Below are 21,099 nucleotides of genomic sequence, written 5' to 3' on the forward strand. Positions count from 1 at the left end.
TTTGCTGGTAGTCATCACCTATGACGTCAACACCGGGGATGCCGCCGGGCGCAGGCGGCTGCGGCAGATCGCCAGGCAGTGCGTCAACTACGGCCAAAGGGTGCAAAACTCGGTCTTTGAATGCCTCCTGGATGGGGCCCAGTGCCGGCTGCTACAGGCCAAGCTGCTGGCACTTATGGACTCTGAAAAGGGCAGTCTGCGCTTTTATTATCTGGGCAACAAGTATCAAACCAGGATCGAGCACTTCGGCGCCAAGCAGAGCTACGAACCCGAAGGCGTCCTGATGATCTGATCCGGTGCGAGGGGCCGGTGGGTTGAAAAAAACGGCATAGTTCGCACCAGACCGGTGCCATTTCTCGTGTCATCCAATCCTATTTGCATGGGTTCTTATGGAGTTTGACCCTCGGTATTTTTCTTCTTTTAGGAAATTTATAAAAAATTTTAAGAAGTTTTTATGCAGTTTTGCTGTCGCACCCCTCGCGGGGTGCGTGGATTGAAATAAATGCATCCTTTATGCCCACAGTGAAGAGCGCAAGTCGCACCCCTCGCGGGGTGCGTGGATTGAAATAATGTCGTGGACCAGGGGGGAGCCGCGCAGCTCTGTCGCACCCCTCGCGGGGTGCGTGGATTGAAATCCGACGTACTTAATGAGGATGCACTGTGTGTTGCCGTCGCACCCCTCGCGGGGTGCGTGGATTGAAATCTCCTGGCCCAATCATATCACCCCCGGTAAGCATGTCGCACCCCTCGCGGGGTGCGTGGATTGAAATTGGCGCTCGGCGGCCAGCTCCGCCTCAAGCTGCCGTCGCACCCCTCGCGGGGTGCGTGGATTGAAATGGTTATATGGACAAATCATTTGTCTCGCCTCCTAGTCGCACCCCTCGCGGGGTGCGTGGATCGAAATCCTGCATTGCCAAGTTGCTTCTTGGCGATATTGTAGTCGCACCCCTCGCGGGGTGCGTGGATTGAAATCGCAGAAGCAGGAGATTACCCAGGAGTGGCAGGAGTCGCACCCCTCGCGGGGTGCGTGGGCTAGAGCAGCGGGAAGCGGGACGGCCACAGGCTGTCCCGCTTCCCACCTTTTACTCCGCTTACTCCGCCGCAACCGGGGTGGAGGTCTCGCTCTCCCGCTTTCTGCGGTGGAATATATGGCTGATATTGTCAATGACTGAATAATACACCGGGGTAAACAGCAGGGTGATAACGGTCGAAACCACCATGCCGCTGATCATAGTGACACCCATATCCGCCATCATCTCAGCCGCGCCGCTCATACCCAGAGCCATGGGAACCACGGCCAGGATGGTGGTGAGTGTCGTCATCATCACAGGACGAATCCGCAGGGGACAGGCGTTGAGGATGGCTTCCTCGCGGCTCTCGCCCCGGGCCCGCCGGGTTTGGATGTAGTCCACCAGGATGATGGAGGCGTTGACCACGGTGCCGGCCAGCATAATGAGCGCCACCAGGGAAATCATCGACAGGTCCCGTCCGGTGAGCGGCAGGGCAAACAGGGCTCCCGCAAAGGCCACCGGCAGGATCATCATGACGATGACCGGCATGAGAAAGGACTCAAACTGGGAGGCCAAAATGAAATACACCAGGCCCAGGGCCACCAGTAGAGCCAGCAGCAGGTCGCTGAAGCTGTCCATCATGTCGGCGTAGCTGCCACCGCTCTCGGCGGTGTAGCCCTCCGGCATCGGATACTCGGCTAGAATCTCCTTGATCTGCTTGGTCATGGCGGTAGTATTGCCGCTGATGGTGTCGCCGGTGACGGTGATCTGGCGGGACTGATTGACCCTGGTAATGCTCTGGGGCGCCAGCTCCACGTTCACCTCGGCCACGGAGGACAGCGGTACATAGCCTCCGTAGGCGGAGGCCACCGGCATGGAGCGCAGCGCGTCCAGACTCCGGGCGGCCACGCCGTCGCCCCGGACTACCACGTCCAGCTCCTTATGGTCGATGGTAACAGTGGTAGCAGTGGTGCCGGTGAGCTCGGCGCGCACCGCCGCGCCGATGGCGGCGGCGGTCAGGCCGTATTGGGCGGCCGCCTGGCGGTTCACGGTCACCGCAACCTGAGGCACCTGCTCGGACACCGAGCTGGACACGTCAATGGCGTCCTCCAGCGAGGCGATGCGCGCAGCCAGGTCCTCACCAATCTGGCTGAGGACCTGATAATCCTCACCGGTAACCGCCACACTGATGTCGCTGCTGCTGCCCATCATGGCCGTCATGTCGGAGGCGCTGGTGGTAATCTCACACCCGGCGATATCCCGGAGATACTCCCGCAGGTCCGCCGCCACCTGGGCGCTGCTGCGGGTCCGCTCGGTCTTATCCACCAGATTGAGCATGATGGTGGCCGACTCCGCCTGGGTCTGATAATACAGGTCGTTCAGCTCCGGACAGTGGTCCTGGGCCACGGCCACCACCCGGTCGGCGATGGCGGCGGTCTCCTCCAGCTCGGAGCCGACGGGCGTACTGACCTGGATGGTGACCTGGCCCTGATCCATCTCGGGCATGAGGACCATGTTGGTGGACAGGCAGGCGCCCACGAACACCGCCACCAGGGCGATGGAGGCCGCCATGCCCAGGCCCAAATGCCGCACGAAGAACCGCAGCACCCCGGTATAGGCCTTCCGGGCCCGCTGCACCAGGGACGGCCGGCCCGCCCGCTTGGCGTCCCGGGCTTCCCGGCGCAGCCTCTGCCGCCGGACCTTCTCCTCGTCCAGCAGGAAGTAGCACAGCAGCGGCACCAGGGTCACGGCAATGGCCAGAGAGGCCAGGATCAGGAAGGCGATGGTAAAGCAGAAATCCTTGAAGATCATACCCGCCAGGCCGCCGGTGAGACCCAGGGGCAGGAACACGGCCACGGTGGTCAGGGTAGAAGCCGTCAGGGAGAGCATGACCTCCCGGGTCCCCTCCACGCAGGAGGTCATCCGGTCATGGCCCTCTCCGGCGTAGCGGTAGACGTTCTCCAGCACCACGATGGAGTTGTCCACGATCATGCCCACGCCCATGGCGATGCCGCCCAGACTCATCATGTTCAAGGTCAGGTCAAACACGTTCATGAGCACGAAGACCGACAGGATACACACGGGCATGGAGATGGCGATGGTCATGGTAGCGTCCGGCCGTCGCAGGAAGAGGAACACCACGATAGCGGCCAGCACCACGCCCAAAACGATATTCTGGATGGCGGATTCCACTGCCATGTTGATGTAGTCGGTGGCCAGATAGGGTAGGGTATAGCGGATGGAGGGGGCCTTGGCCTGAAGTTCGGCCATTTTGGCCTCTACGGCGTTGGCGGTCGTGACCTCGTTGGCGCCGGATTGCTTGGTCACCTGAAGGAGTACGCAGGCCGTGCCATCTACCTTGGCGATGGTGTCCGGATCGGTAGTCTCCAGCGCCACGTCCGCCACCTCGGACAGGCGGATGGTACCGCCGGCGGGCAGGGCCAGGAGCATATTGGCCACGTCGTCCACCGTCTGGAACTTGGCGTCGGTGGAGACCGTCAGGGTCTTGGAGCCGTTTTGCATGTCGCCGCCGGGGTAGAGCAGATTTTCCGCAGCCAGGAAATTACAGACATAGGCATTGGACAGGCCGTAGCCCGCCGCCCGGGTGGGGTCGAGCTGTACGGCGACCTGCTGGCCCACGCCGCCAAAGATGTCCACGGCGGCCACACCTCCGATGCGCTCCAGGGCCGGCCCCACGGTGTCCTCCGCCAGAGCCTGCAGCTCAGACAGGTCGTCGCCCATCAGGGCCACCATGGCGGCGGGCATCATATCGCTGATGTTCAGGTTGATGATGACCGGGTCGGAGCAGCCGTCCGGCAGGGAGAGGGCGTCGAACTGCTCCCGCAGCTTGGCGGCGGCGATATCCACGTCGGTGCCGTCCACATAGAGGATCTGCACGGTGGTGACGCTGTCGGCGGAGCTGGACTGGACCTCATCCACGCCGGAGACCGACATGATGGCCGATTCCAGGGGGCGGGTAACCAGCTCCTCCATGTCGCTGGGGCCGGCGCCGTTGTAGTAGCAATAGACATAGGCCGCCGGGTAGGACATATTGGGCAACAGGGACATCTGGAGCTGGGTGGTAAAGACCACGCCGAAGACCAGGATCAGGATGACCGCCAGAAGGGTGGTCACCTTATGCTTGATGCAAAATTTTGAGATGGTCATCCGGCATCAGCCCTCCCCGGTTACGATCCGGACCAGGGCTCCGTCGGAGAGGTAGGCCTGCCCAACGGTGACCAGCTGCTGCCCGGCCTCCAGGCCCGAGGTGATCTCGGTGACACCGTTTCCGGTCAGGCCGGTGGTCACCTCCACATACCGGGCAGTGTCCCCCTCCACCACGTAGACATACTGGGTGCTGCCGCTGGTCAGGATGGCCTGGGTGGGAATCACGATGGTATCGGCAGAGGTGTCGGTATGGAAGGTCACGTCGGCAAACATGCCTGACAGCAGGCCCTCCACCTCGGCGGGAATGGATACCGTCACGGTATACAGCTTGGTCTGAAGACTGGCGGCCTTGTCCACGGAGCGGATGGCGCCGGTAAAGGCGGCGCCCACGGAGCTGACGGTCACGTCCACCGCGTCCCCGATCTTCAACTTGGGCACCAGGGCCTCAGAGACGGTGACGGTGATCTTGAGCTGATCCACCCCGTCGATGACGGCCACCGGCGTGGCGCTGGAGACGAAGGCATCCTGCACCGCCGACAGGGACAGCAGCACGCCGGAAATGGGGGCGATGACATTTCCGCTTCCGTCCACGTTCTCCAGAGCGGTGGCAAGCTGCTCCACGTTGGCCTTGGAGCTCTGGATTCCCGCCTCGAGCTGGGCCAGGGTGGAGTCCCGGGTCACCTGGGCGGACAGCAGGGTCAGCTCCGCCCCGTCGATCTCCGCCTGGGAGGCGGCGCCGATCTCCTGAAGGGCCCTCAGATCGCTGAGGTTCTTCTCGTACAGGGCAATCTGCTTTTCAAACAGGGCGGCCTGGTCCTGATAGCTCTTCACGGTGGAATCATAGCTGATGCTGGCCGCCTGGTAGGAGGACAGGGTACTGGCCAGATCCAGGGTGCAGATGGCCTGCCCCGCCCGGACGGTGTCGCCCACCTCCACATAGACCGCAGTGCACTTGGCCGCGGTGGCTACAAAGACCGACGCGTCCGTGTCGGACTCCACCTTGCCGGAGACCTTGTTCTCCGTGGAGATGGTGTTGGCGTTTACGGTCTCCACCTGGACGGCGGTGCCGGCGGGGGGCTCACTTTCGGCCGGGCTGTTTTGCGCGCCTCCCCCGCCGCAGGCGCTGAGGGAAACCAGCAGCGCGCCGCAGAGCAGCAGTGCCGGAATACGATGGCTTTTCATACGATGTAGGTCCTCCTTGTCAGTTCAGGATGCCGTGCTCCACAGCCCAGCGGTAGGTATTGTACGCGGAGAACAGGTCCAGCCGGGCCTGTTCCACCGTCTCCTCGGCGGCGCTCACCTTGTCGGCGGCATCCAGCAGGGCGTTGTGGGAGATGCTGCCCTGCTGATATTTGAGCTCCATGGAGGCATAGGTGTCCCGCTCGCAGGACAGGGCCGTCCAGGCAGCCGCCAGGACCTGCTGGTAATCCTTCACCTGGAAGTACAGGGTCCGGAAGGCCATCTCAAAGTTCTGCACCGTGGCGCTGTATGTATACTGGGCGGCCTGGCAGGTATGCAGCGCGGAAGCCAGTTGGTAGCGGCTGGTGTCGTAGTGGTATTTCTTGGCGGCGTCCTTGTAGTCCTCCTCAGCGTCCTGCAGGGTCAGCTCCGCGGCATACAGACTGTAGCTGGCCGCCTTGGCCTCGGCCAGGTCGGTCTCCAGGTCCATGGCCGCCAGCGCCTCGTCGCTCACCTCCGGCAGCTCGCCCAGCTTCATCTCTCCCGTCAGCTCGGCGCCCACCATCAGCTCCAGCTGCATGGTGTAGTTGGTCCGGTTCATGGCCAGGGTCTGGCGGCCGCTGACCAGCGAGGTGCGGCCGGCCGTCACCTGCTGCAGGGTCAGGGCGGAGATCTGTCCCAGGTCATAGCGCAGCTCCATCTCCTGAATGGAGCGCTCCAGCGTGTCCAGACTGCGGCCCAGGGAGGCGTCGGTCAGGTCCATCTCCAGCAGCGCCACGTACAGGGACTCCGCCGCCATGACCACCTGGTTCTCCGCCGCCCGGAGCTGGCGGACGATGTCGGCGTTGTCCTGCTGCAGCTCGCCATCCTTGATGGCGTCAAAGGTGTCCCGCACGGCGCTGTAGTTCTGCGCCAGCATGGCGGAGGAATAGGAGTTTCCCTGGCCGAACTGGATGAGCATCCACTGGTAATCGGCGATCTCGTTGAGCTGCTTTTTCAGGCTGTCGTACATTTTGTCGTAGTCGAGCACCTCGATGGAGGCAATGTTCTCCTCCAGGGCCAGCAGGTTGTAGTTGTTTTCCCGCAGGCGGCCCTCCAGGTTCTCAAAGGACAGGACGCCCACCGGGTCCGGCTGGGCCGGAGCCGTCGGCAGGGCCGCTTCCGCCTCCCCGGTCTCCTCCGGCGCCTGTACGGCGGAGGCCTCCTCCGCCGGGACCGCTGTCCCGTCCTCCGTCTGCCCCGCTGCGAAGGCGGACAGAACGCAGAGGGAGATCGTCATGGCCACTGCCAGCAGCAGCGCGATGGCTCTTCGATTCATGCTTGTATTCCTCCTTGTTGGGTTCGTGCGGCCTCTGGCCGGCTGTCCAGGCTGCCGTACTCCAGGATCTTAATGCGTTCCTCCAGCCTCCTGCGCTGCCGCTCCGTCTCGCCCGGATGTGTAAGGGCCTCCACCACGGCCGAGACCAGCGACATGACGGTCAGGGAAAAGACGGACTCCACAAACATCCGGTCCTTTTTCCGGAACCGCCTGACATCAATCTTTTGATAGAGCTCCTCCGGCAAAAACTCCGGCTCCTTGGACATCGTCTGCAAAAAATCCATCCCGGGATTGGCGCGCATAAACTGGATGCAGCGGTACATGGACGGGTCCTGGTTGTCCCCCCACTGCACCAGATCGTCATACGCCAGCAGGTGCATCTGGAACAGATCGCCCCCCGCCCGGTCCAGCAGCTTGCAGAAAACCTGGATGAAGTGGCGGTGCACATCGTCCAGCAGGTAGAAAAACAGGTCCTCCTTGCCCTCAAAATACTGATAAAAGCTCCCCCGAGGGATGCCGGCGATCTGGATGATCTTGTTGATGGATACCTCCGTATAGCTGGTGCGGACAAATTCCTCCCAGGCGGCCTCCATCAGGCGCCTTTGCTTCTCCTCCGGCAGACGGAAAAAAGTCCCGGTCGGCATGCAATTCCTCCCCATGTGACAAGCTGTCATAATTATAGAGAGACCGCCCTCTCCTGTCAACTATTTTTTGTTCTTTTTGCTCCGACCGGCACAGCGGTTGATTTCGGGCGGAAAACTTGTTAAACTGGGAGAAAACCAAAGCGGAGGCGCATCACCATGCTCAACGAGGTCCGAGACAACACCCTCTATTTCGACGGCTGCTCTACGGTGGAGCTGGCCCGCCAATACGGCACCCCTCTCTACGTGTTTTCCGAAAGCGAGATCGTCCGCCGCTGCTCCGAGCTGCGCCGCTGCTTTCTGACGGTCTGGCCCAACACCCGGGCGGCCTATGCCTGCAAGGCGTTCTGCACCCCCGCCATGCTTCGCCTGGTCCAGCGGGAGGGCCTGTGCATCGACGTGGTCTCCGGCGGTGAGCTGTACACCGCCATCCAGGCGGGCTTCCCCGCCGAGCGCATCGAATTCAACGGCAACAACAAGCTGCGCGCCGAGCTGGAGCTGGCGGTAGACTACGGCATCGGGCGGGTCATCCTGGACGGTCTGCAGGAGCTGCCCCTGCTGGAGGAGATCTGCGCCGCACGGGGCAAAAAGATGAATGTTCTCTATCGGGTCACCCCCGGCATCCAGGCCGACTCCCACGACTATATCGTCACCGGCCGGAAGGACTCCAAGTTCGGCATCCCGCTGGATGACGACGTGCTGTATCCCGCCGTCCGTGCAGCCCTGGACTCCAAGTGGGTCAACTTCCTGGGCTTCCACTTCCATGTGGGCTCCCAGCTCTTTGACAACGCCCCCTATCTGGCCGCCCTGGAGGTGGTGCTGGGCCTGGTGCGGGAGGTCCGCCGCCGGTTCGGACACACGGTGGCCGAGCTGAACCTGGGCGGCGGCTTCGGCGTCACCTACACCGACGAGGCGCGCCCCCCCTACGCCTATTTTCTGGACCCCCTCATGGCCCGGCTGGAGGCATTCTGCCAGGACGAGGGCATGACCCGTCCCGCCGTGGTGATAGAACCCGGCCGCAGCATCGTGGCGGAGGCCGGTCTGAGCCTCTACACCGTGGGCTCCATCAAGGACATCCGGGGCGTACGTAAGTATGTGTCGGTAGACGGCGGCATGACCGACAATATCCGCCCCTCCCTCTACGGCGCGGTGTACCGGGGGCTGCTGGCCAACCGGGCGGAGGAGGCCTCCACCGACACGGCCACCATCTGCGGCAAGTGCTGTGAGTCCGGCGACATCCTCATCCGGGACGCCCGCATCCCCCCGGCCCGGCCCGGCGACCTGCTGGCGGTCTTCTCCACCGGGGCCTACGGCTTTTCCATGGCCAGCAACTACAATTCCAGCCCCATCCCCGCCGTAGTGCTGGTAAAGGAGGGCCGCAGCGAGCTCATCGTCCGGCGGCAGAGCTACGCCGATCTGCTGGCCACCGCCGTCATTCCGGAGTCTCTGCAATGAGCGCGGGACGCACACTGATTCAGGACGGGCTGGTGCTCGACCCGGCCAGCGGGGTGCAGGCCCGGCAAAACCTGCCGCTGGAGGGCGGAGACCTGGGCCGTTCGGTCCGAAAATACGTGCAAAACAAACGCGCGCCCAGAGATTTTGACTCTGCGGCGCGCGTTTGTTGATCCGAATCACGTTTCAATCCGTCCTGCCGCCTTTCCAGATTCTCTCTTCATAACAATGCCCCCGCGCGCATATACATCCGACAGTGAGATTCAGATGCGGGGAGTGTTGTCAGCGTGAAAGGGAACATCGAGGAGCGGGCCTGCCAGTTGGCCCTTTACATAATCGAGAACAAGGCGACGGTGCGCGCGGCGGCCCACAAGTTCGGCATCAGCAAGTCCACCGTACACAAGGACCTTTCCGAGCGTTTGCCCGCCTTTAACCAGTCTCTGTACCACCAGGTCAAAAGCGTCCTGGATGAAAACAAGGCCGAGCGGCACATCCGCGGCGGCATCGCCACCCGCAAGAAGTACAAAGGCAACTAAAAACGCCCGGGCGGACCCCAGTCCGTCCGGGCGTTTCCCGTTCCGCTTACAGCTCCTTGAGGGCCTGCTCCACCAGGGCCCGCATGGCTCCGGCGTCCAGCGCCACGTCCGCGAAGTGCTCCAGCGCGTATACCGCCTGATAGATCAGCATGCCCAGACCGTTGAGGGCGGGATGCCCCGCCTCCCGGGCCCGGCACAGCAGCTCGGTCTCCGCCGGGTGGTAGATGAGGTCGCACACCGCCGCCGCCGGGGGCAACTCCTTCAGAAAGCTCAGGTCCTCAAACTGCCCGCCGGTCCCGGCCATGCCCAGGCTGGTGCAGTTGACCAGCAGCTCGGCCCGGGCCGCCTCCCGCCGCAGAGTGGCCTGGTCGAAGCCTGCCGCCTTCATCACAGCCGGGGCATGTTGACATAATTCTTCTGCCTTGGCCGCAGTCCGGTTGCACACCGTCACCGAGGCCGCCCCCTGCTGAACCAGCTTCAAAGCCACGGCCTTGGCCGCGCCGCCGGAGCCCAACAGCAGGACCCGCCGGCCCGCCGGGTCCACGCCTGCGTCGGCCAAAGCCCGGATAAAGCCCCGTCCGTCCGTGTTGCATCCGTATAATTTACCATTTCTTATACAAACCGTATTCACCGATTGGTACAGCGCCGCGTCCTGGTCCAGTTCGTCCATGCGGGGCACGAGGTCCAGCTTATGGGGCATGGTGGCATTGAATCCGGCGTACCCCGCCTCCCGGGCAGCATCCAGCCAGGCCGCCGCCCGCCCCGCCTTCACCGGTTGACATAAATAAACATAGTCCAGTCCCAGCGCCCGGATCATGGTGTTCTGGATCAGAGGGGATTTGGAGTGGAGCACCGGGTCCCCGATGACGCAGAGCTTCTTGGTGGTATTCTTCAATTCTACCTGCATGCCTTCGTCCACATCCCGTCAGTCAACGTTCTCTTTGCCTGCCTTCTCTTGCAAGAGAAAGTAGGACATCGCCGCCTCATAGCCGTAGAGGCCCAAGCCGCAGATCTGCCCCACACAGGCGGGGGCGGTCACCGAGGTGTGGCGGAATTCCTCCCGCTGGTGGACATTGGAGATGTGGACCTCGACGCAGGGCACCCGCACCGCCTTGAGGGCGTCCAGAAGGGCGTAGCTATAGTGGGTAAAGGCGCCGGGGTTCATGACGATGGCGTCGTAGACCCCCTGGGCGGCGTGGATGGCGTCGATGATGGCGCCCTCGTGGTTGGACTGGAAGCAGTCGGCGGCGGCGCCGTGGGCGGCAGCGAAGTCCTTGAGCCGCCGGCACAAGGACTCGTAGTTCTCCCGGCCGTAGATCCCCGGCTCACGCTGGCCCAGCAGGTTCAGGTTGGGCCCATTGATGATGAGGAATTTCATATGTCCAGCACCTCCAAAATCGTTTGCACCGTGGTCTCCGGGTCGGAAAAGTTGGTGACGGTGTGATGGGCGGCCGCCCGGTACACCGGCTCCCGCTGGCGAAAGCGCGCCAGAAAAGCCGCCCGGCCGTCCTGGGCCAGGGGCCGGCCCGCCATGGATTCGGCGTCATAGGTCTCCCCCGGGTCCCGGGCCAGGAAGATCACCGTCCCCGTCTCCCGCAGAGGGTCCATGGCGGCAGGGCGCAGGGGCAGTCCTCCGCCGCAGGCGACGATCAGTCCCTCCCGCCGGGCCAGCTCCCCCGCCGCCTCCACCTCCCGGGCGCGGAAATAGTCCTCCCCGCTCTGGGCAAAGATGTCCGGGATGGAGCGGCCCTCCCGCTCCACGATGAGGGCGTCGGTATCCACCAGCTCCCGCCCCAGGCGCCGGGCCAGCAGGCGGCCGCAGGTGGTCTTGCCGCAGCCCATCATGCCAATGAGTATGATGTTTTTCATATCAGCCTCCGCACGTCCGGTAGTTGCCCAGGACCCGGAGGCTCTCAGCGGTCTGGGAAAGCTCCCGGAGCACCCCATCCATGGCCGGATCGGCCAGGTCGCCGGTGAAATCCACAAAGAACAGGTACTCCCAGCTCCGGCCCACAATGGGGCGGGACTCCAGCTTCATCATGTTCAGACCGTTGACGGCGAAGAGGGTCATGATCTCGTGGAGCGCACCGCTGCGGTGGGGCAGGACAAACAGGGCGCTGACCTTGTCGCTGCCCGACCGGCGCTCCATCACCGGCGAGACCACCACAAAGCGGGTGTAGTTGCTCTCGCTGAGGCTGATGTGCTCGGCCAGGATCTCCAGGCCGTAGAGGGCGGCCGCCCGCCGGGAGCAGATGGCGGCCTTCGTCACGTCGCCGCTGCCGGCCACGTACCTGCCCGCCTCGGCGGTGTTGAGCCGTGCGATGCCCTTCCAGGCCGGGTGGGCCTTCAGAAAATCCGCGCACTGACGCAGGCCCTGCTCGTGGGAGTAGACCTCCCGGACGGTGTCCAGGGTGGCCCCTTTGGGGGCCAGCAGGCAGTGCTCCACCTTGACCACCTGCTCCCCCACGATATAGTGGCCGTACTTGGCCAGCAGGTCGTAGACCTGACTGATGGAGCCGGTGGAGCTGTTCTCGATGGGCACCACGCCGTAGTCCGCCCGGCCCTCCCTGAGGGCCAGAAAGACCTCCTCCCAGGTCTCCGCCGCCTGCCGGGGGCGCTCCTCCCCGAAGAAGAGGGCGGTGGCCTCCTCGGCGTAGGCGCCGGGCACCCCCTGATAGAGCACCCTGGGCTGTGTCAGGGGCGGCCGTGCCCCGGCCAGGGCGGCGCGGATACGGGCGTAGCCCTCGTCCCCCGCCTCGGTCACCAGCTTACGCTGCTGCCGCCGGGAGAGGCCCAGGATGGTCTCGTACAGGGCGGTGACGTCGGCCTTGGCCGCTTGTCCCTCGGCCAGCGCCGCCTTCCGGGCCAGTACGTCCTTCTCCCGGGCGGCGTCCAGCACCGGGAGGCCGTGGGCCTGCTTATAGGCCCCCACCCGGCCCGTCACCTCCATCCGGCGGAGAAACAGGCGGGTCAACTCTCCGTCGATGGCGTCGATCTCTCTGCGGTACGCTTCCAGTTCCGTCATACCGTCACCTCACAGGTCCAGCAGTGCGCAGCTCGCCAGGGCGGCGGCCGCCTCGATGACCACCACCGCCCGGGGCACGATGCAGGGGTCGTGCCGGCCGTGGATAGACAGCCTGGCGTCACAGCCCCGCTCTAGGTCCACGGTGTCCTGCTCCAGAGAAATGGAGGGAGTGGGCCGGATACAGACCTCGAACTCCACCGGCATCCCGTTGGTGATGCCGCCATTGACCCCGCCGGAGCGGTTGGTCCGGGTCCGGACGGTCTCTCCCTCCATATAGAAGGGATCGTTGGCCTGGCTGCCCCGGAGGGCGGCGAAGCCGAAGCCTGCGCCGAAGGCCACCGCCTTGACGGCGGGGACGGCATACAGGTATTGGGCGAACAGGCCCTCCACGTTACACCCGAAGTCGGGGCTCCCCAGCCCGGCGGGCAGGCCGGTGACGGTACAGCGGATGCACCCCCCCACCGAGTCCCCGTCGGCCTTGGCGGCCAGGACGGCCTGCTCCATCTGCTCCGGGGTGGGGTCGGGAATGCCCGCCACGTTGGAGACGGCGGCGGCGACCGCCACCCCCCACTCCCGCAGGATCAGCTTAGCCACCGCCCCGGCGAACACCAGGGGGGCGGTGAGCCGGCCGGAGAAGTGGCCGCCGCCCCGGTAGTCGTTGTGGCCGCCGTAGCGGACGCCGCCGCTGTAGTCGGCGTGGCCCGGCCGGGGCAGCGCCTTGAGCTGGGCGTAGTCCCCGCTGCGGGTGTCGGTGTTTGAGATGACGGCACACAGGGGGGTGCCGGTGGTCTTTCCCTCAAAGACGCCGGAGAGGATCTGGACCTCGTCGGCCTCCTTCCGGGCGGTGGACATGGCGCTCCCGCCCGGAGCCCGGCGGGCCATCTCGGCCCGGATGAAGTCCCAGTCCAACGCCACGCCGGAGGGCGCCCCCTCCAGGGTGACGCCGATGGCGGGGCCGTGGGACTCTCCGAAGATGATGTGTCGCATAGTGTTCAGCTCCTCTGTATCTGTCCGCCCAGGCGCTCGTAGTCCTCCCAGAAGTCGGGGTAGGACTTGGCCACGCACTCCGCCCCGGTGATGGTGACGGGGGCGGCGCAGCGGGTGGCCGCGACAGCGGCCATCATGGCGATGCGGTGGTCGTTGTGGCTGTCCACCGTCACGCCCCCGGCCAGGCCCTCCGGCTGTCCGGTGATGGTCAGGCGGTCCGCCCCCTCAACCACGTCGGCCCCCAGGGCGGTGAGCACCTGGGTGACGGCGGTCAGCCGGTCGCTCTCCTTGATGCGCAGCCGGGCGGCGTTGACGATCCGGGTGATCCCCTGCCGCAGGGCGGCGTGGGCCGCCAGAGGCGGGACCAGGTCGGGGCACTGGGATACGTCCAGCTCCGCCTCGCCGGGACTGCACAATTGCATATGGTAGGGCACGATGCACCGGTCCCCCTGGGCGGAGCGGGGGTTGAGCCCCAGAATCTCCACCTGACCGCCCAGACCGTTGGCGGCGTAATAGAAGGCGGCCTGGGAGTAGTCGCTCTCCACCGCGGCGCGGCAGGGGCGGTAGGTCTGCCCGCCGGGGACCCGTAGGGTCCGCCCGTCGGGGCACTCCGCCCGGATGCCGAAGCGCTCCAGGGCCTCCAGGGTCATGTCCACGTAGCCCCGGGACTCCAGCGGAGTGGTCAGCGTGATCCGGGAGTCCCCCTCCAGCAGGGGCAGGGCATAGAGCAGGCCGGTGACAAACTGGGAGGATACGTCCCCGGGCAGGGCAAAGGTCCCCGGCGTGAGCCTCCCTTGGACGGTAAGGACTCCGTCCTCCTGCCGGTAAGCGATCCCCTTCTCGTCAAAGAGATCGAAGTAGGGCTTCTGGGGCCGCGCCATGAGCCGCCCCCGGCCGGTGAAGCGCCCGCCGCCCCGCAGGGCCAGGGCCACCGGGATCAGAAAGCGCAGTGTGGAGCCCGACTCGCCGCAGTCCAGGACGGGCAGGTCCTCCCCCGGCGCTTTCAGCGCGGCCATGCAGCGGCGGGTGGCCTGGATGTCCTGGGAGTCCGCCAGATGTTCGATCCGGCTCTCCCCGTCCGCCAGGGCGGCGGCGATGAGCAGCCGGTGGGCCTGGGACTTGGAGGGGGGCGGCGTGATGGCCCCCCTCAGCAGGCCGGGGGTGATGGTCACATTCATTCCGCGCAGCCCTCCAGCAGTCCCAGCAGCTCCCGCTTGGACATCCGGTGCAGGACGGCCCTGCCCAGGTCCTCCAGAAGGACAAGGGTGATCTGTTCTCCCGTCCCCTTCTTGTCCAGGCCGACGGCGGCGGCGTAGTCGGCCTGGGTACAGGGAATTCGGGTCGGCAGGCCGAAGGCGGAGACCAGGGCCTCGACGCGCTCCGGCACCCCCGCCGGGGTCACCCCCAGCGCCGCTCCCAGCCGGGCGGCCAGGCACATGCCCGCCGCCACGGCCTGGCCGTGGGTCCAGGTCTCATAGTGTCCCGCCTTCTCATAGGCGTGGCCCAGAGTGTGGCCGAAGTTGAGCACCATCCGCTCGCCGGTGTCCCGCTCGTCCTTCTCCACCACCGCCCGCTTCAAATCACAGCAGGTATACAGGACCGATTCGATGTTCTCCATCACCGCCCGGCGGCTGGGCGTCTTCTCCAGGGCCCGAAAGAAGGCGGCGTCCCGGATGCAGCCATATTTGATGACCTCGGCCATGCCGTCGGAGAAGGTCTTGTCCTCCAGCGTGTCCAACACCTCCGGGTCCATGACCACCAGGCGCGGCTGCCAGAAGGCCCCGGCCAGATTCTTGCCGGCGGGCAGGTCGATGGCCACCTTGCCCCCCACGGAGGAGTCCACCTGGGCCAGCAGGGTGGTAGGGACCTGCACAAAGTCTACCCCCCGCAGGATGGTGGCGGCGGCAAAGCCCGCCAGGTCGCCCACCACGCCGCCGCCCAGGGCCACCACGGCGTCGGTGCGGGTGAGGCCCATCTCCATAAAGGAGTCGTAGAGCACCCCCAGGTTGTGCAGGCTCTTGGTCTGCTCCCCGGCGGGCAGGGAGATTACCGAGGCGGTGTACCCCCTGGCCCAGAGGCTCTGGAGCAGCCGATGGGCATACAGGCCCCCCACGGTGTCGTCGGTGACCACTGCCAGGCGAGTGGCCCTGGGCAGCACATGCTGGCACAGCTTGCCCGTGTCGTCCAGCCGTCCGGGGGCGATGTGGATGTCATAGGAGCGATCTCCCAGGGAAACAGGCAGCAATTTCATTTCTGCGCACCAGCCTTTCCGGCGAGTTTGGGCCCGGCTTACAGCACCAGGCTCTTGCCCATCATGGGTACCATGGTCTTGACTTTTTTCATCAGCGCGTCAAACTTCTCCGGCGTCAGGGACTGCTGTCCGTCGCACTTGGCGTGGGGCGGGTCGTTGTGGACCTCGACAATCAGTCCGTCGGCCCCGGCGGCGATGGCCGCCATGGCCAGGGGCTCCACCATCCAGTACATGCCGGCGGCATGGGAGGGGTCCACGATGACGGGTAGGTGGCTCATCTTCTTCACCGCCGGAATGGCCGACACGTCCAGGGTGTTGCGGGTGTAAGTCTCGAAGGTGCGGATGCCCCGTTCACAGAGAATGACGTTCTCGTTGCCCTCCGACATGATGTACTCGGCGGACATGATCCACTCCTCGTAGCTGTTGGACAGGCCCCGCTTGAGGAGAATGGGCTTGGACATCCTGCCCACCTCCTTGAGCAGCTCGAAGTTCTGCATGTTCCGGGCGCCCACCTGGACCACGTCCACCTCCCGCTCGAACAGGTCGGCCATGCGGGGGTCCATGATCTCGGTGACGATGGGCAGACCGGTGGCCTGGCGGGCCTCCATCAGCAGGTCCAGGCCGGGGGTGCCCATGCCCTGGAAGGAGTAGGGGGAGGTGCGGGGCTTGAAAGCGCCGCCCCGCAGCAGGGCCGCGCCGGAGCGCTTCACGTCCTTGGCGACCTCCACGATCTGCTCCTCCGACTCCACAGAGCAGGGGCCGGCGATGACCGAGAAGCTGCCGCCGCCGATCCGGGCCTTGCCCACCTCCACCACGGTGTCCTCGGGGTGGAACTTGCGGTTGGCCTTCTTGTAGGGCTCCTGGACCCGCATCACCCGCTCCACATGGGGATTGATGCTGATTTTGTCCATGTCCACGGCGGTGGTGTCTCCCACCAGGCCCAGGATGGTGCAGCCCACGCCGTTGGTGACGCCCACCTCCAGGCCCTGGGCCTTGAACTGTTCGGCCAGGGCGGCGATGTCCTCCTGCCGGGTACCGGGTCTCATAACGACTACCATAACTGTTGACTCCCTTTCCGCAATGGGCGCGGAACAGATATAAAAAATGCGCCCATTGACGATAAAATCAATGAGCGCAGCTCAAAACATGCCCATGGGCCCCCTTGCGGGGCCCGCCCATTCACTTTATCCCGCTGTATTTCTCCACGCCAAAAAAGCCGGCGCCCATAAATCGAGCCCAGCCAAAATAGGGAAAGCAGCGGGATGCAGTTGTGAGGAGATCGTATCGCATACTGGCAGCCTCACTTTGAATGGTTAAGGGCATTGTACACCCAACCGGCGGAAAAGGCAAGGGGAAATTTTAATGCGTTGAAGCGGAAAAGAAAAGGTAGTATAATGGGGGCCACAAGGGGGGCTGCGAGATGGGAGCCAAGAGACGTACCGTCAGTGCGTGGATCTGCCGTGTCCTGCACACACTGTTCATGGGTCTGGCACTTCTGGCGGCCGGACTGTTCGTCCTGCGGCTGCTGCTGGTGGACCCGCTGGCGCGGGGGATCGGCTACAAAACACCCAAGACGCGGGAGCTGCTGCCTCCCGAGCCCATCGACGCGGTCATGGAGCGGGAGGGGCAGATCTATGTGCTGTACGGCGGCACCGCGGTGGTAGACGTGTACGACTCCGCCGGGCAGTTTTTGTGGGCGGTGTCTGTCCCCTACCACGACCACAACGAGGACGCCAAAATGAAGGTGGAGGGCGGGAGTTTGTTTCTCTATCAGGTCAGGCACCAGGTCTATGAGTATCGCTGCACGGACGGTCGGTTTCTGGGCAGCTTCGACCAGGAGGCGGAGGCGGAGCGGTTCCCGGGCGGCGGCTATCAGACCCGCCCCGTACAGGACGGGGAGGCGACGGCTGGGACGCTATACTTCAAGCATCTGCAAGTGCTGCGTGGGGACACGTCGGGGGGCTTTGTCCCAGTCATCTCTCACAGTCGCTGGTGGGAGCTCCTGTACTTCCACAATATCTGGCTGCTGGGGTTCTCCTCCGGCGTGGCCCTCTTCCTTCTGGAGCACATCCGCCTGCCCAAGCTGGCGCTGAAACAGGCCCGGCAGGAGCGGGGAGCGGAGGAGAAGATCTACCCCAAGAGCCAGGGGGCAAGGGCCTTCCTCAAGCACGCCCGGATCACTGTGGCCGTGGACCTCGCCTATCTGGCGGTCAACCTGACGGCGGTATTGGGGTTCCACTCAGCCAGCCTCTCCATCGGCATCATGCCGGTGGCGCTCTGGTTCATCGGCTCCAACATCGTGGTGGGAAACAGGGTGGAAAAGCAGCACCTCTGGGGAACGGATGCCCTCCTGGTCCAGAAGTGGACGGGGTATCTCTGGGCGTCCTTTATCGCGGCCTTTGTCTCGGTGATGGCGGGCAGCCTGCTGATACACTAGCTGCACTCAGGCGGGTCTCCGGAGGCCTCCTCCACCTTTGTATAGAGGAGGACCGCCCCCAGCACCCCCAGGAAGAGCACCGCCCGGGGGTCAATCTTTCGTTCCGTCTTGCCTTCCATCCTGATTTTCATGGGCATTCGGCCCTCTTTCCCTGTGGGTTCCTGGACCGCAAAAGCGGGGGCGGCCGCGGCCGCCCCCGTCTGTTCCGCGCTCATTCCGCAGAGATCATATAGTAATAGACCGGCTGGCCCCCGGCCAGCAGAGTGATCTCGGCGTTGGGGCAGGCGGCGGTGAAGATCTCCAGGGCGGTCTGGGCCTGGGTCTCGCTGACGTCCTCGCCGTAGAAGATGGTGATGAACTCGGCCTCCTGCTGGGGCTCCGCGCCGGCCAGGCGCTTGAGCAGGGCCGTCAGGTCCTTGTCGGTGCCGAACAGGGCGCTCTCTGCCAGAGCCAGATAGTCCCCCTGCTGGATATCAAAGCCGTCAAAGTCGGAATTCCGGGCGGCATAGGTGATCTGGCTGGTGTGGACGTTGCCGAAAGCCTCGGTCATGCCGGAGACATTGTCCGCCTCAGAGGCGTCTGGGTCGAAGGCCAGCATGGCTGAGATGCCCTGCGGCACCGTCTTGGTGGGCAGGACCACCACCTTTTTTCCCTCGGCCAGGGGGATACACTGCTCGGCCGCCATGATGATGTTTTTGTTGTTGGGCAGGACAAAGACCACCTCGGCGGGGGTCTTGTCGATCTCCTTGAGGATGTCCTCGGTGGAGGGGTTCATGGTCTGTCCGCCGCAGATGATGCCGTCCACTCCCAGGTCATGGAAGACCTCGGCCAGGCCGGTGCCGGCGCAGACCGACACGAAGCCGAAGGGCTTCTCCGCCGGCGCGATTTTCCGGGTCTGGTCCGCCTCGCCCTCCTGGGCGGCCTCGGCCAGGATCTCAGTGTGCTGATTGCGCATATTCTCGATCTTCACGGTCTGAAGCGCGCCGTAGGTGATGGCCTCCTCCAGCACTTTGCCGGGATGGTTGGTATGGACGTGGACCTTGATGATCTCGTCGTCGTCCACCAGCACCAGGGAGTCGCCCAGGGCATTGAGGAAGCCCCGCAGGGCCTCCGGGTCCTTCTTGGTATCCCGGGAGCAGATGAACTCGGTGCAGTAGCCGAACTTGATATCGGCGGTGTCGAAGCTGCCGAAGTCGGCGTGCTCCTTCACCGGAGCCGCGGCCTCGCCGTCCGATTCGGGCATGGGCTCGCCCCGCAGCTCGTCCAGCATTCCCTGGAGGATGATAAGGAAGCCCTTGCCGCCGGCGTCCACCACCCCGGCCTTCTTCAGCACCGGGTTTTGGTTGACGGTGTCAGCCAGGGCCACGTGGCCCTCCTTGATGGCCTCTTCCAGCACATACTCCACATTCCGGTCCTCCCGGGCGGCCTCGGCGGCCCTTCTCGCGCACAGCCGGGAGACGGTGAGGATGGTGCCCTCGGCGGGCTTCATCACCGCCTTGTAGGCGGTGGCCACGCCGTAATCCAGGGCGATGGCGAAATCGGCACCGTCGGCGGTATCCTTGTCCTTTAGGGCCTTGCCAAAGCCCCGGAAGAGCAGGGAGAGGATGACGCCGGAGTTGCCCCGGGCTCCCCGCAGCAGGGCGGAGGCGTTGGCGTTGGCGGCGGCCCCCACCGAGGCCCAGGATTTTTTCTTCAGCTCGGCGGCGGCGGTGCCGATGGTAAGGCTCATATTGGTGCCCGTATCCCCGTCGGGGACAGGGAAGACGTTGAGCTCGTTGATCTGCTGCTTCTGTGAATTGATGGAGGCCGCGGCGTGGATGACCATCTGCGCCAGAGACGCTCCGTCAATGGTTCCTCTCATGTCGATGTTCCTTTCTGTCAATGGTTCCGGCTGCTGTGGTCAGTCAGCCGATGACCATGGAATCCACGCATACGTCCACGCTCTTGACCTTGGTGCCGGTGATGCGTTCCACCATATAGCGCACCTCGCTCATGATCGAGCGGCTGACGGCGGTCAGGTTGACCCCGTTGTCCACGATGATGTGCAGCTCGATGGAGACGGTGTCGTCCTCATTGAAGCGCACCTTCACGCCCTTGGCCATGGACTCACGGCGCAGGAGATGCACCAGCCCGTCGGTCTTGGACCGGACCGCCATGCCCTTGACGCCGAAGCAGTTGGTGGCGGCGGCGCCGGTGATGTTGGTAAACACATCGCTGCCGATGGTGATGGCGCCTTTTTCTGTCTGCAGCTTCATTGGAAACCTCCTTGTGCAGGAAACTATACTTTTACAGTTCATATATTGTATTCTATTTCCCCGTAAATTACAAGATAAAAAGTTGTTTGGGGTGATTGTAATTTGCCCTGCAATCGTGTAAACTATGGGTATCTCTATCATCAGGAGGCGACAGGAATGAAAGTTGCCCGCTTTGTGCTGAAGATTGTCGGGTTCTCCCTGGCCGCTGCGGCCGCCGTGTGCTGCATCGTGGCCTATTGGGACAAGATCGCCGGATTCTGCTGCGGCGTGAAGGAGAAGGTCGCGGAGCGCAGCTCCTGCTGCTGCCACCCCTCGGAGTACGACGACTACGCAGACTGGGACGAGTAAATCAGGGCAAAAAGAGCCCGGAGTCAAATGGCTCCGGGCTCTTTTTCTTCTTCGGACTTCATCCAGCCGGTAATGTAGAAGGTAAAGTTGCCGCTGGCCACCTCCACCCCCTCGTCGTCGGTCAGGGACATGCCGAATACGCTCAGGGTCCTGCCCAGCTTGACGGCCTGGGCCCGGCAGCGGATCTTTCGATTGCTGCCCCATGCGGGCCGGAGAAAGTTCATGCTGTAGTTTACGGTGACGCAGCCTCTGCGGTAGGCGGCAAAGGTGGCCGCCCCGCCCACCGTGTCCGCCAGGGCGGCCAGAGCGCCGCCGTGGACGATGCCGTGGGGGTTCAGGCTGTGCCGACTGACCTCCAGCTCTCCCTCGGCCCAGCCGTCGCCCGCCGCCACGATGGAGATGCCATTGTATTTGTCGAACATGGGCTCGCCGCCGTTGCTGTAGTGGAGCTCGTTAAACACCCGGACCAGCTCGCCGTCGCTCATACCCCCG

At 64.3% G+C, this 21,099-nt stretch carries 22 protein-coding genes and 1 CRISPR repeat array; of the genes, 6 read left to right on the top strand and 16 right to left on the bottom strand.

The window, feature by feature from the left end; all coding sequences use genetic code 11:
- Position 1: 1 nt before the first annotated feature.
- A complete protein-coding gene (cas2, locus tag BN2154_RS02225) occupies positions 2-292 on the top strand; it encodes a CRISPR-associated endonuclease Cas2 (RefSeq protein WP_050617237.1) in 291 nt (96 codons plus the stop codon).
- A gap of 175 nt (positions 293-467) precedes the next feature.
- Positions 468-1,039: direct repeats of the CRISPR family, unit length 33 nt; unit sequence GTCGCACCCCTCGCGGGGTGCGTGGATTGAAAT.
- A 52-nt stretch (positions 1,040-1,091) separates the two neighbouring features.
- On the opposite strand, the gene BN2154_RS02230 is transcribed toward cas2, so the two are convergent.
- Genes BN2154_RS02230 through BN2154_RS02245 form a run of 4 tightly spaced genes read right to left on the bottom strand, consistent with a single transcriptional unit; the run spans position 1,092 to position 7,319 of the window.
- Positions 1,092-4,178: an efflux RND transporter permease subunit gene (locus BN2154_RS02230; protein WP_050617238.1), complete on the bottom strand. Its 3,087-nt coding sequence runs from the start codon at positions 4,176-4,178 to the stop codon at positions 1,092-1,094.
- Positions 4,179-4,184: 6 nt separating this feature from the next.
- On the bottom strand, positions 4,185-5,360 hold the full coding sequence (locus BN2154_RS02235) for an efflux RND transporter periplasmic adaptor subunit (RefSeq protein WP_050617239.1): 1,176 nt from the start codon (positions 5,358-5,360) through the stop codon (positions 4,185-4,187).
- Positions 5,361-5,379: 19 nt separating this feature from the next.
- Positions 5,380-6,675, bottom strand: coding sequence for a TolC family protein (locus BN2154_RS02240; RefSeq protein ID WP_050617240.1), 1,296 nt, complete (start codon positions 6,673-6,675; stop codon positions 5,380-5,382).
- Positions 6,672-7,319, bottom strand: a complete 648-nt coding sequence (locus tag BN2154_RS02245) for a TetR/AcrR family transcriptional regulator (RefSeq protein WP_050617241.1) — start codon at positions 7,317-7,319, stop codon at positions 6,672-6,674. The genes BN2154_RS02240 and BN2154_RS02245 overlap by 4 nt, the downstream gene beginning before the upstream one ends.
- Before the next feature lie 156 nt (positions 7,320-7,475).
- Here BN2154_RS02245 and lysA point away from each other — a divergent pair, with 156 nt between their 5' ends.
- From lysA to spoIIID, 3 genes are all read left to right on the top strand, one after another.
- Positions 7,476-8,771: a diaminopimelate decarboxylase gene (gene lysA / locus BN2154_RS02250; protein ID WP_050617242.1), complete on the top strand. Its 1,296-nt coding sequence runs from the start codon at positions 7,476-7,478 to the stop codon at positions 8,769-8,771.
- On the top strand, positions 8,768-8,941 hold the full coding sequence (locus BN2154_RS15635) for a hypothetical protein (RefSeq protein WP_154666619.1): 174 nt from the start codon (positions 8,768-8,770) through the stop codon (positions 8,939-8,941). Before lysA ends, BN2154_RS15635 begins: the two co-directional genes overlap by 4 nt.
- A gap of 114 nt (positions 8,942-9,055) precedes the next feature.
- Positions 9,056-9,304 carry a sporulation transcriptional regulator SpoIIID gene (spoIIID, locus tag BN2154_RS02255; RefSeq protein ID WP_050617243.1) on the top strand — a complete coding sequence of 83 codons (249 nt, stop codon included), beginning with the start codon at positions 9,056-9,058 and terminating at the stop codon, positions 9,302-9,304.
- A 46-nt stretch (positions 9,305-9,350) separates the two neighbouring features.
- Here spoIIID and aroE read toward each other — a convergent pair whose 3' ends face one another.
- Genes aroE through aroF form a run of 8 tightly spaced genes read right to left on the bottom strand, consistent with a single transcriptional unit; the run spans position 9,351 to position 16,625 of the window.
- Positions 9,351-10,211 (bottom strand): shikimate dehydrogenase, encoded by an 861-nt coding sequence (gene aroE, locus BN2154_RS02260; protein WP_154666620.1) that lies wholly within the window; start codon positions 10,209-10,211, stop codon positions 9,351-9,353.
- Positions 10,212-10,229: 18 nt separating this feature from the next.
- Positions 10,230-10,682, bottom strand: a complete 453-nt coding sequence (gene aroQ, locus BN2154_RS02265) for a type II 3-dehydroquinate dehydratase (RefSeq protein ID WP_050617245.1) — start codon at positions 10,680-10,682, stop codon at positions 10,230-10,232.
- On the bottom strand, positions 10,679-11,173 hold the full coding sequence (locus tag BN2154_RS02270; RefSeq protein WP_050617246.1) for a shikimate kinase: 495 nt from the start codon (positions 11,171-11,173) through the stop codon (positions 10,679-10,681). The genes aroQ and BN2154_RS02270 overlap by 4 nt, the downstream gene beginning before the upstream one ends.
- A 1-nt stretch (position 11,174) precedes the next feature.
- On the bottom strand, positions 11,175-12,329 hold the full coding sequence (locus BN2154_RS02275; protein ID WP_050617247.1) for a bifunctional chorismate mutase/prephenate dehydratase: 1,155 nt from the start codon (positions 12,327-12,329) through the stop codon (positions 11,175-11,177).
- A 9-nt stretch (positions 12,330-12,338) separates the two neighbouring features.
- On the bottom strand, positions 12,339-13,316 hold the full coding sequence (locus BN2154_RS02280) for a chorismate synthase (protein WP_050617248.1): 978 nt from the start codon (positions 13,314-13,316) through the stop codon (positions 12,339-12,341).
- Positions 13,317-13,321: 5 nt separating this feature from the next.
- Positions 13,322-14,494 (bottom strand): 3-phosphoshikimate 1-carboxyvinyltransferase, encoded by a 1,173-nt coding sequence (locus tag BN2154_RS02285; RefSeq protein ID WP_050617249.1) that lies wholly within the window; start codon positions 14,492-14,494, stop codon positions 13,322-13,324.
- Positions 14,491-15,567 (bottom strand): 3-dehydroquinate synthase, encoded by a 1,077-nt coding sequence (gene aroB, locus BN2154_RS02290; protein ID WP_050617250.1) that lies wholly within the window; start codon positions 15,565-15,567, stop codon positions 14,491-14,493. The genes BN2154_RS02285 and aroB overlap by 4 nt, the downstream gene beginning before the upstream one ends.
- A 38-nt stretch (positions 15,568-15,605) precedes the next feature.
- Positions 15,606-16,625 carry a 3-deoxy-7-phosphoheptulonate synthase gene (aroF, locus tag BN2154_RS02295; RefSeq protein WP_050617251.1) on the bottom strand — a complete coding sequence of 340 codons (1,020 nt, stop codon included), beginning with the start codon at positions 16,623-16,625 and terminating at the stop codon, positions 15,606-15,608.
- A 362-nt stretch (positions 16,626-16,987) separates the two neighbouring features.
- On the opposite strand from aroF, the gene BN2154_RS02300 reads away from it, so the two are divergent.
- Complete coding sequence (locus BN2154_RS02300) at positions 16,988-18,004, top strand: hypothetical protein (RefSeq protein WP_050617252.1); 1,017 nt, start codon at positions 16,988-16,990, stop codon at positions 18,002-18,004.
- Here BN2154_RS02300 and BN2154_RS16420 read toward each other — a convergent pair.
- The 3 genes from BN2154_RS16420 to BN2154_RS02315 all read right to left on the bottom strand — a co-directional run bounded on the left by BN2154_RS16420 (position 18,001) and on the right by BN2154_RS02315 (position 20,259).
- Positions 18,001-18,135 (bottom strand): hypothetical protein, encoded by a 135-nt coding sequence (locus tag BN2154_RS16420; RefSeq protein ID WP_278319997.1) that lies wholly within the window; start codon positions 18,133-18,135, stop codon positions 18,001-18,003. The two genes, BN2154_RS02300 and BN2154_RS16420, sit on opposite strands and share 4 nt — an antisense overlap.
- 80 nt (positions 18,136-18,215) lie before the next feature.
- Positions 18,216-19,865, bottom strand: coding sequence for a DAK2 domain-containing protein (locus tag BN2154_RS02310; RefSeq protein ID WP_050617254.1), 1,650 nt, complete (start codon positions 19,863-19,865; stop codon positions 18,216-18,218).
- A 43-nt stretch (positions 19,866-19,908) separates the two neighbouring features.
- Entirely contained in the window at positions 19,909-20,259 is a 351-nt protein-coding gene (locus BN2154_RS02315; RefSeq protein WP_050617255.1) for an Asp23/Gls24 family envelope stress response protein, read from the bottom strand.
- Positions 20,260-20,415: 156 nt separating this feature from the next.
- On the opposite strand from BN2154_RS02315, the gene BN2154_RS02320 reads away from it, so the two are divergent.
- Positions 20,416-20,607 (top strand): hypothetical protein, encoded by a 192-nt coding sequence (locus BN2154_RS02320; protein WP_050617256.1) that lies wholly within the window; start codon positions 20,416-20,418, stop codon positions 20,605-20,607.
- 23 nt (positions 20,608-20,630) lie between these two features.
- Here BN2154_RS02320 and BN2154_RS02325 read toward each other — a convergent pair whose 3' ends face one another.
- A complete protein-coding gene (locus BN2154_RS02325; RefSeq protein WP_050617257.1) occupies positions 20,631-21,092 on the bottom strand; it encodes a PaaI family thioesterase in 462 nt (153 codons plus the stop codon).
- Between the last annotated feature and the right edge of the window lie 7 nt (positions 21,093-21,099).

Origin of the sequence: Intestinimonas massiliensis (ex Afouda et al. 2020) (genome assembly GCF_001244995.1) — a bacterium.
GTDB lineage: Bacteria > Bacillota > Clostridia > Oscillospirales > Oscillospiraceae > Intestinimonas > Intestinimonas massiliensis.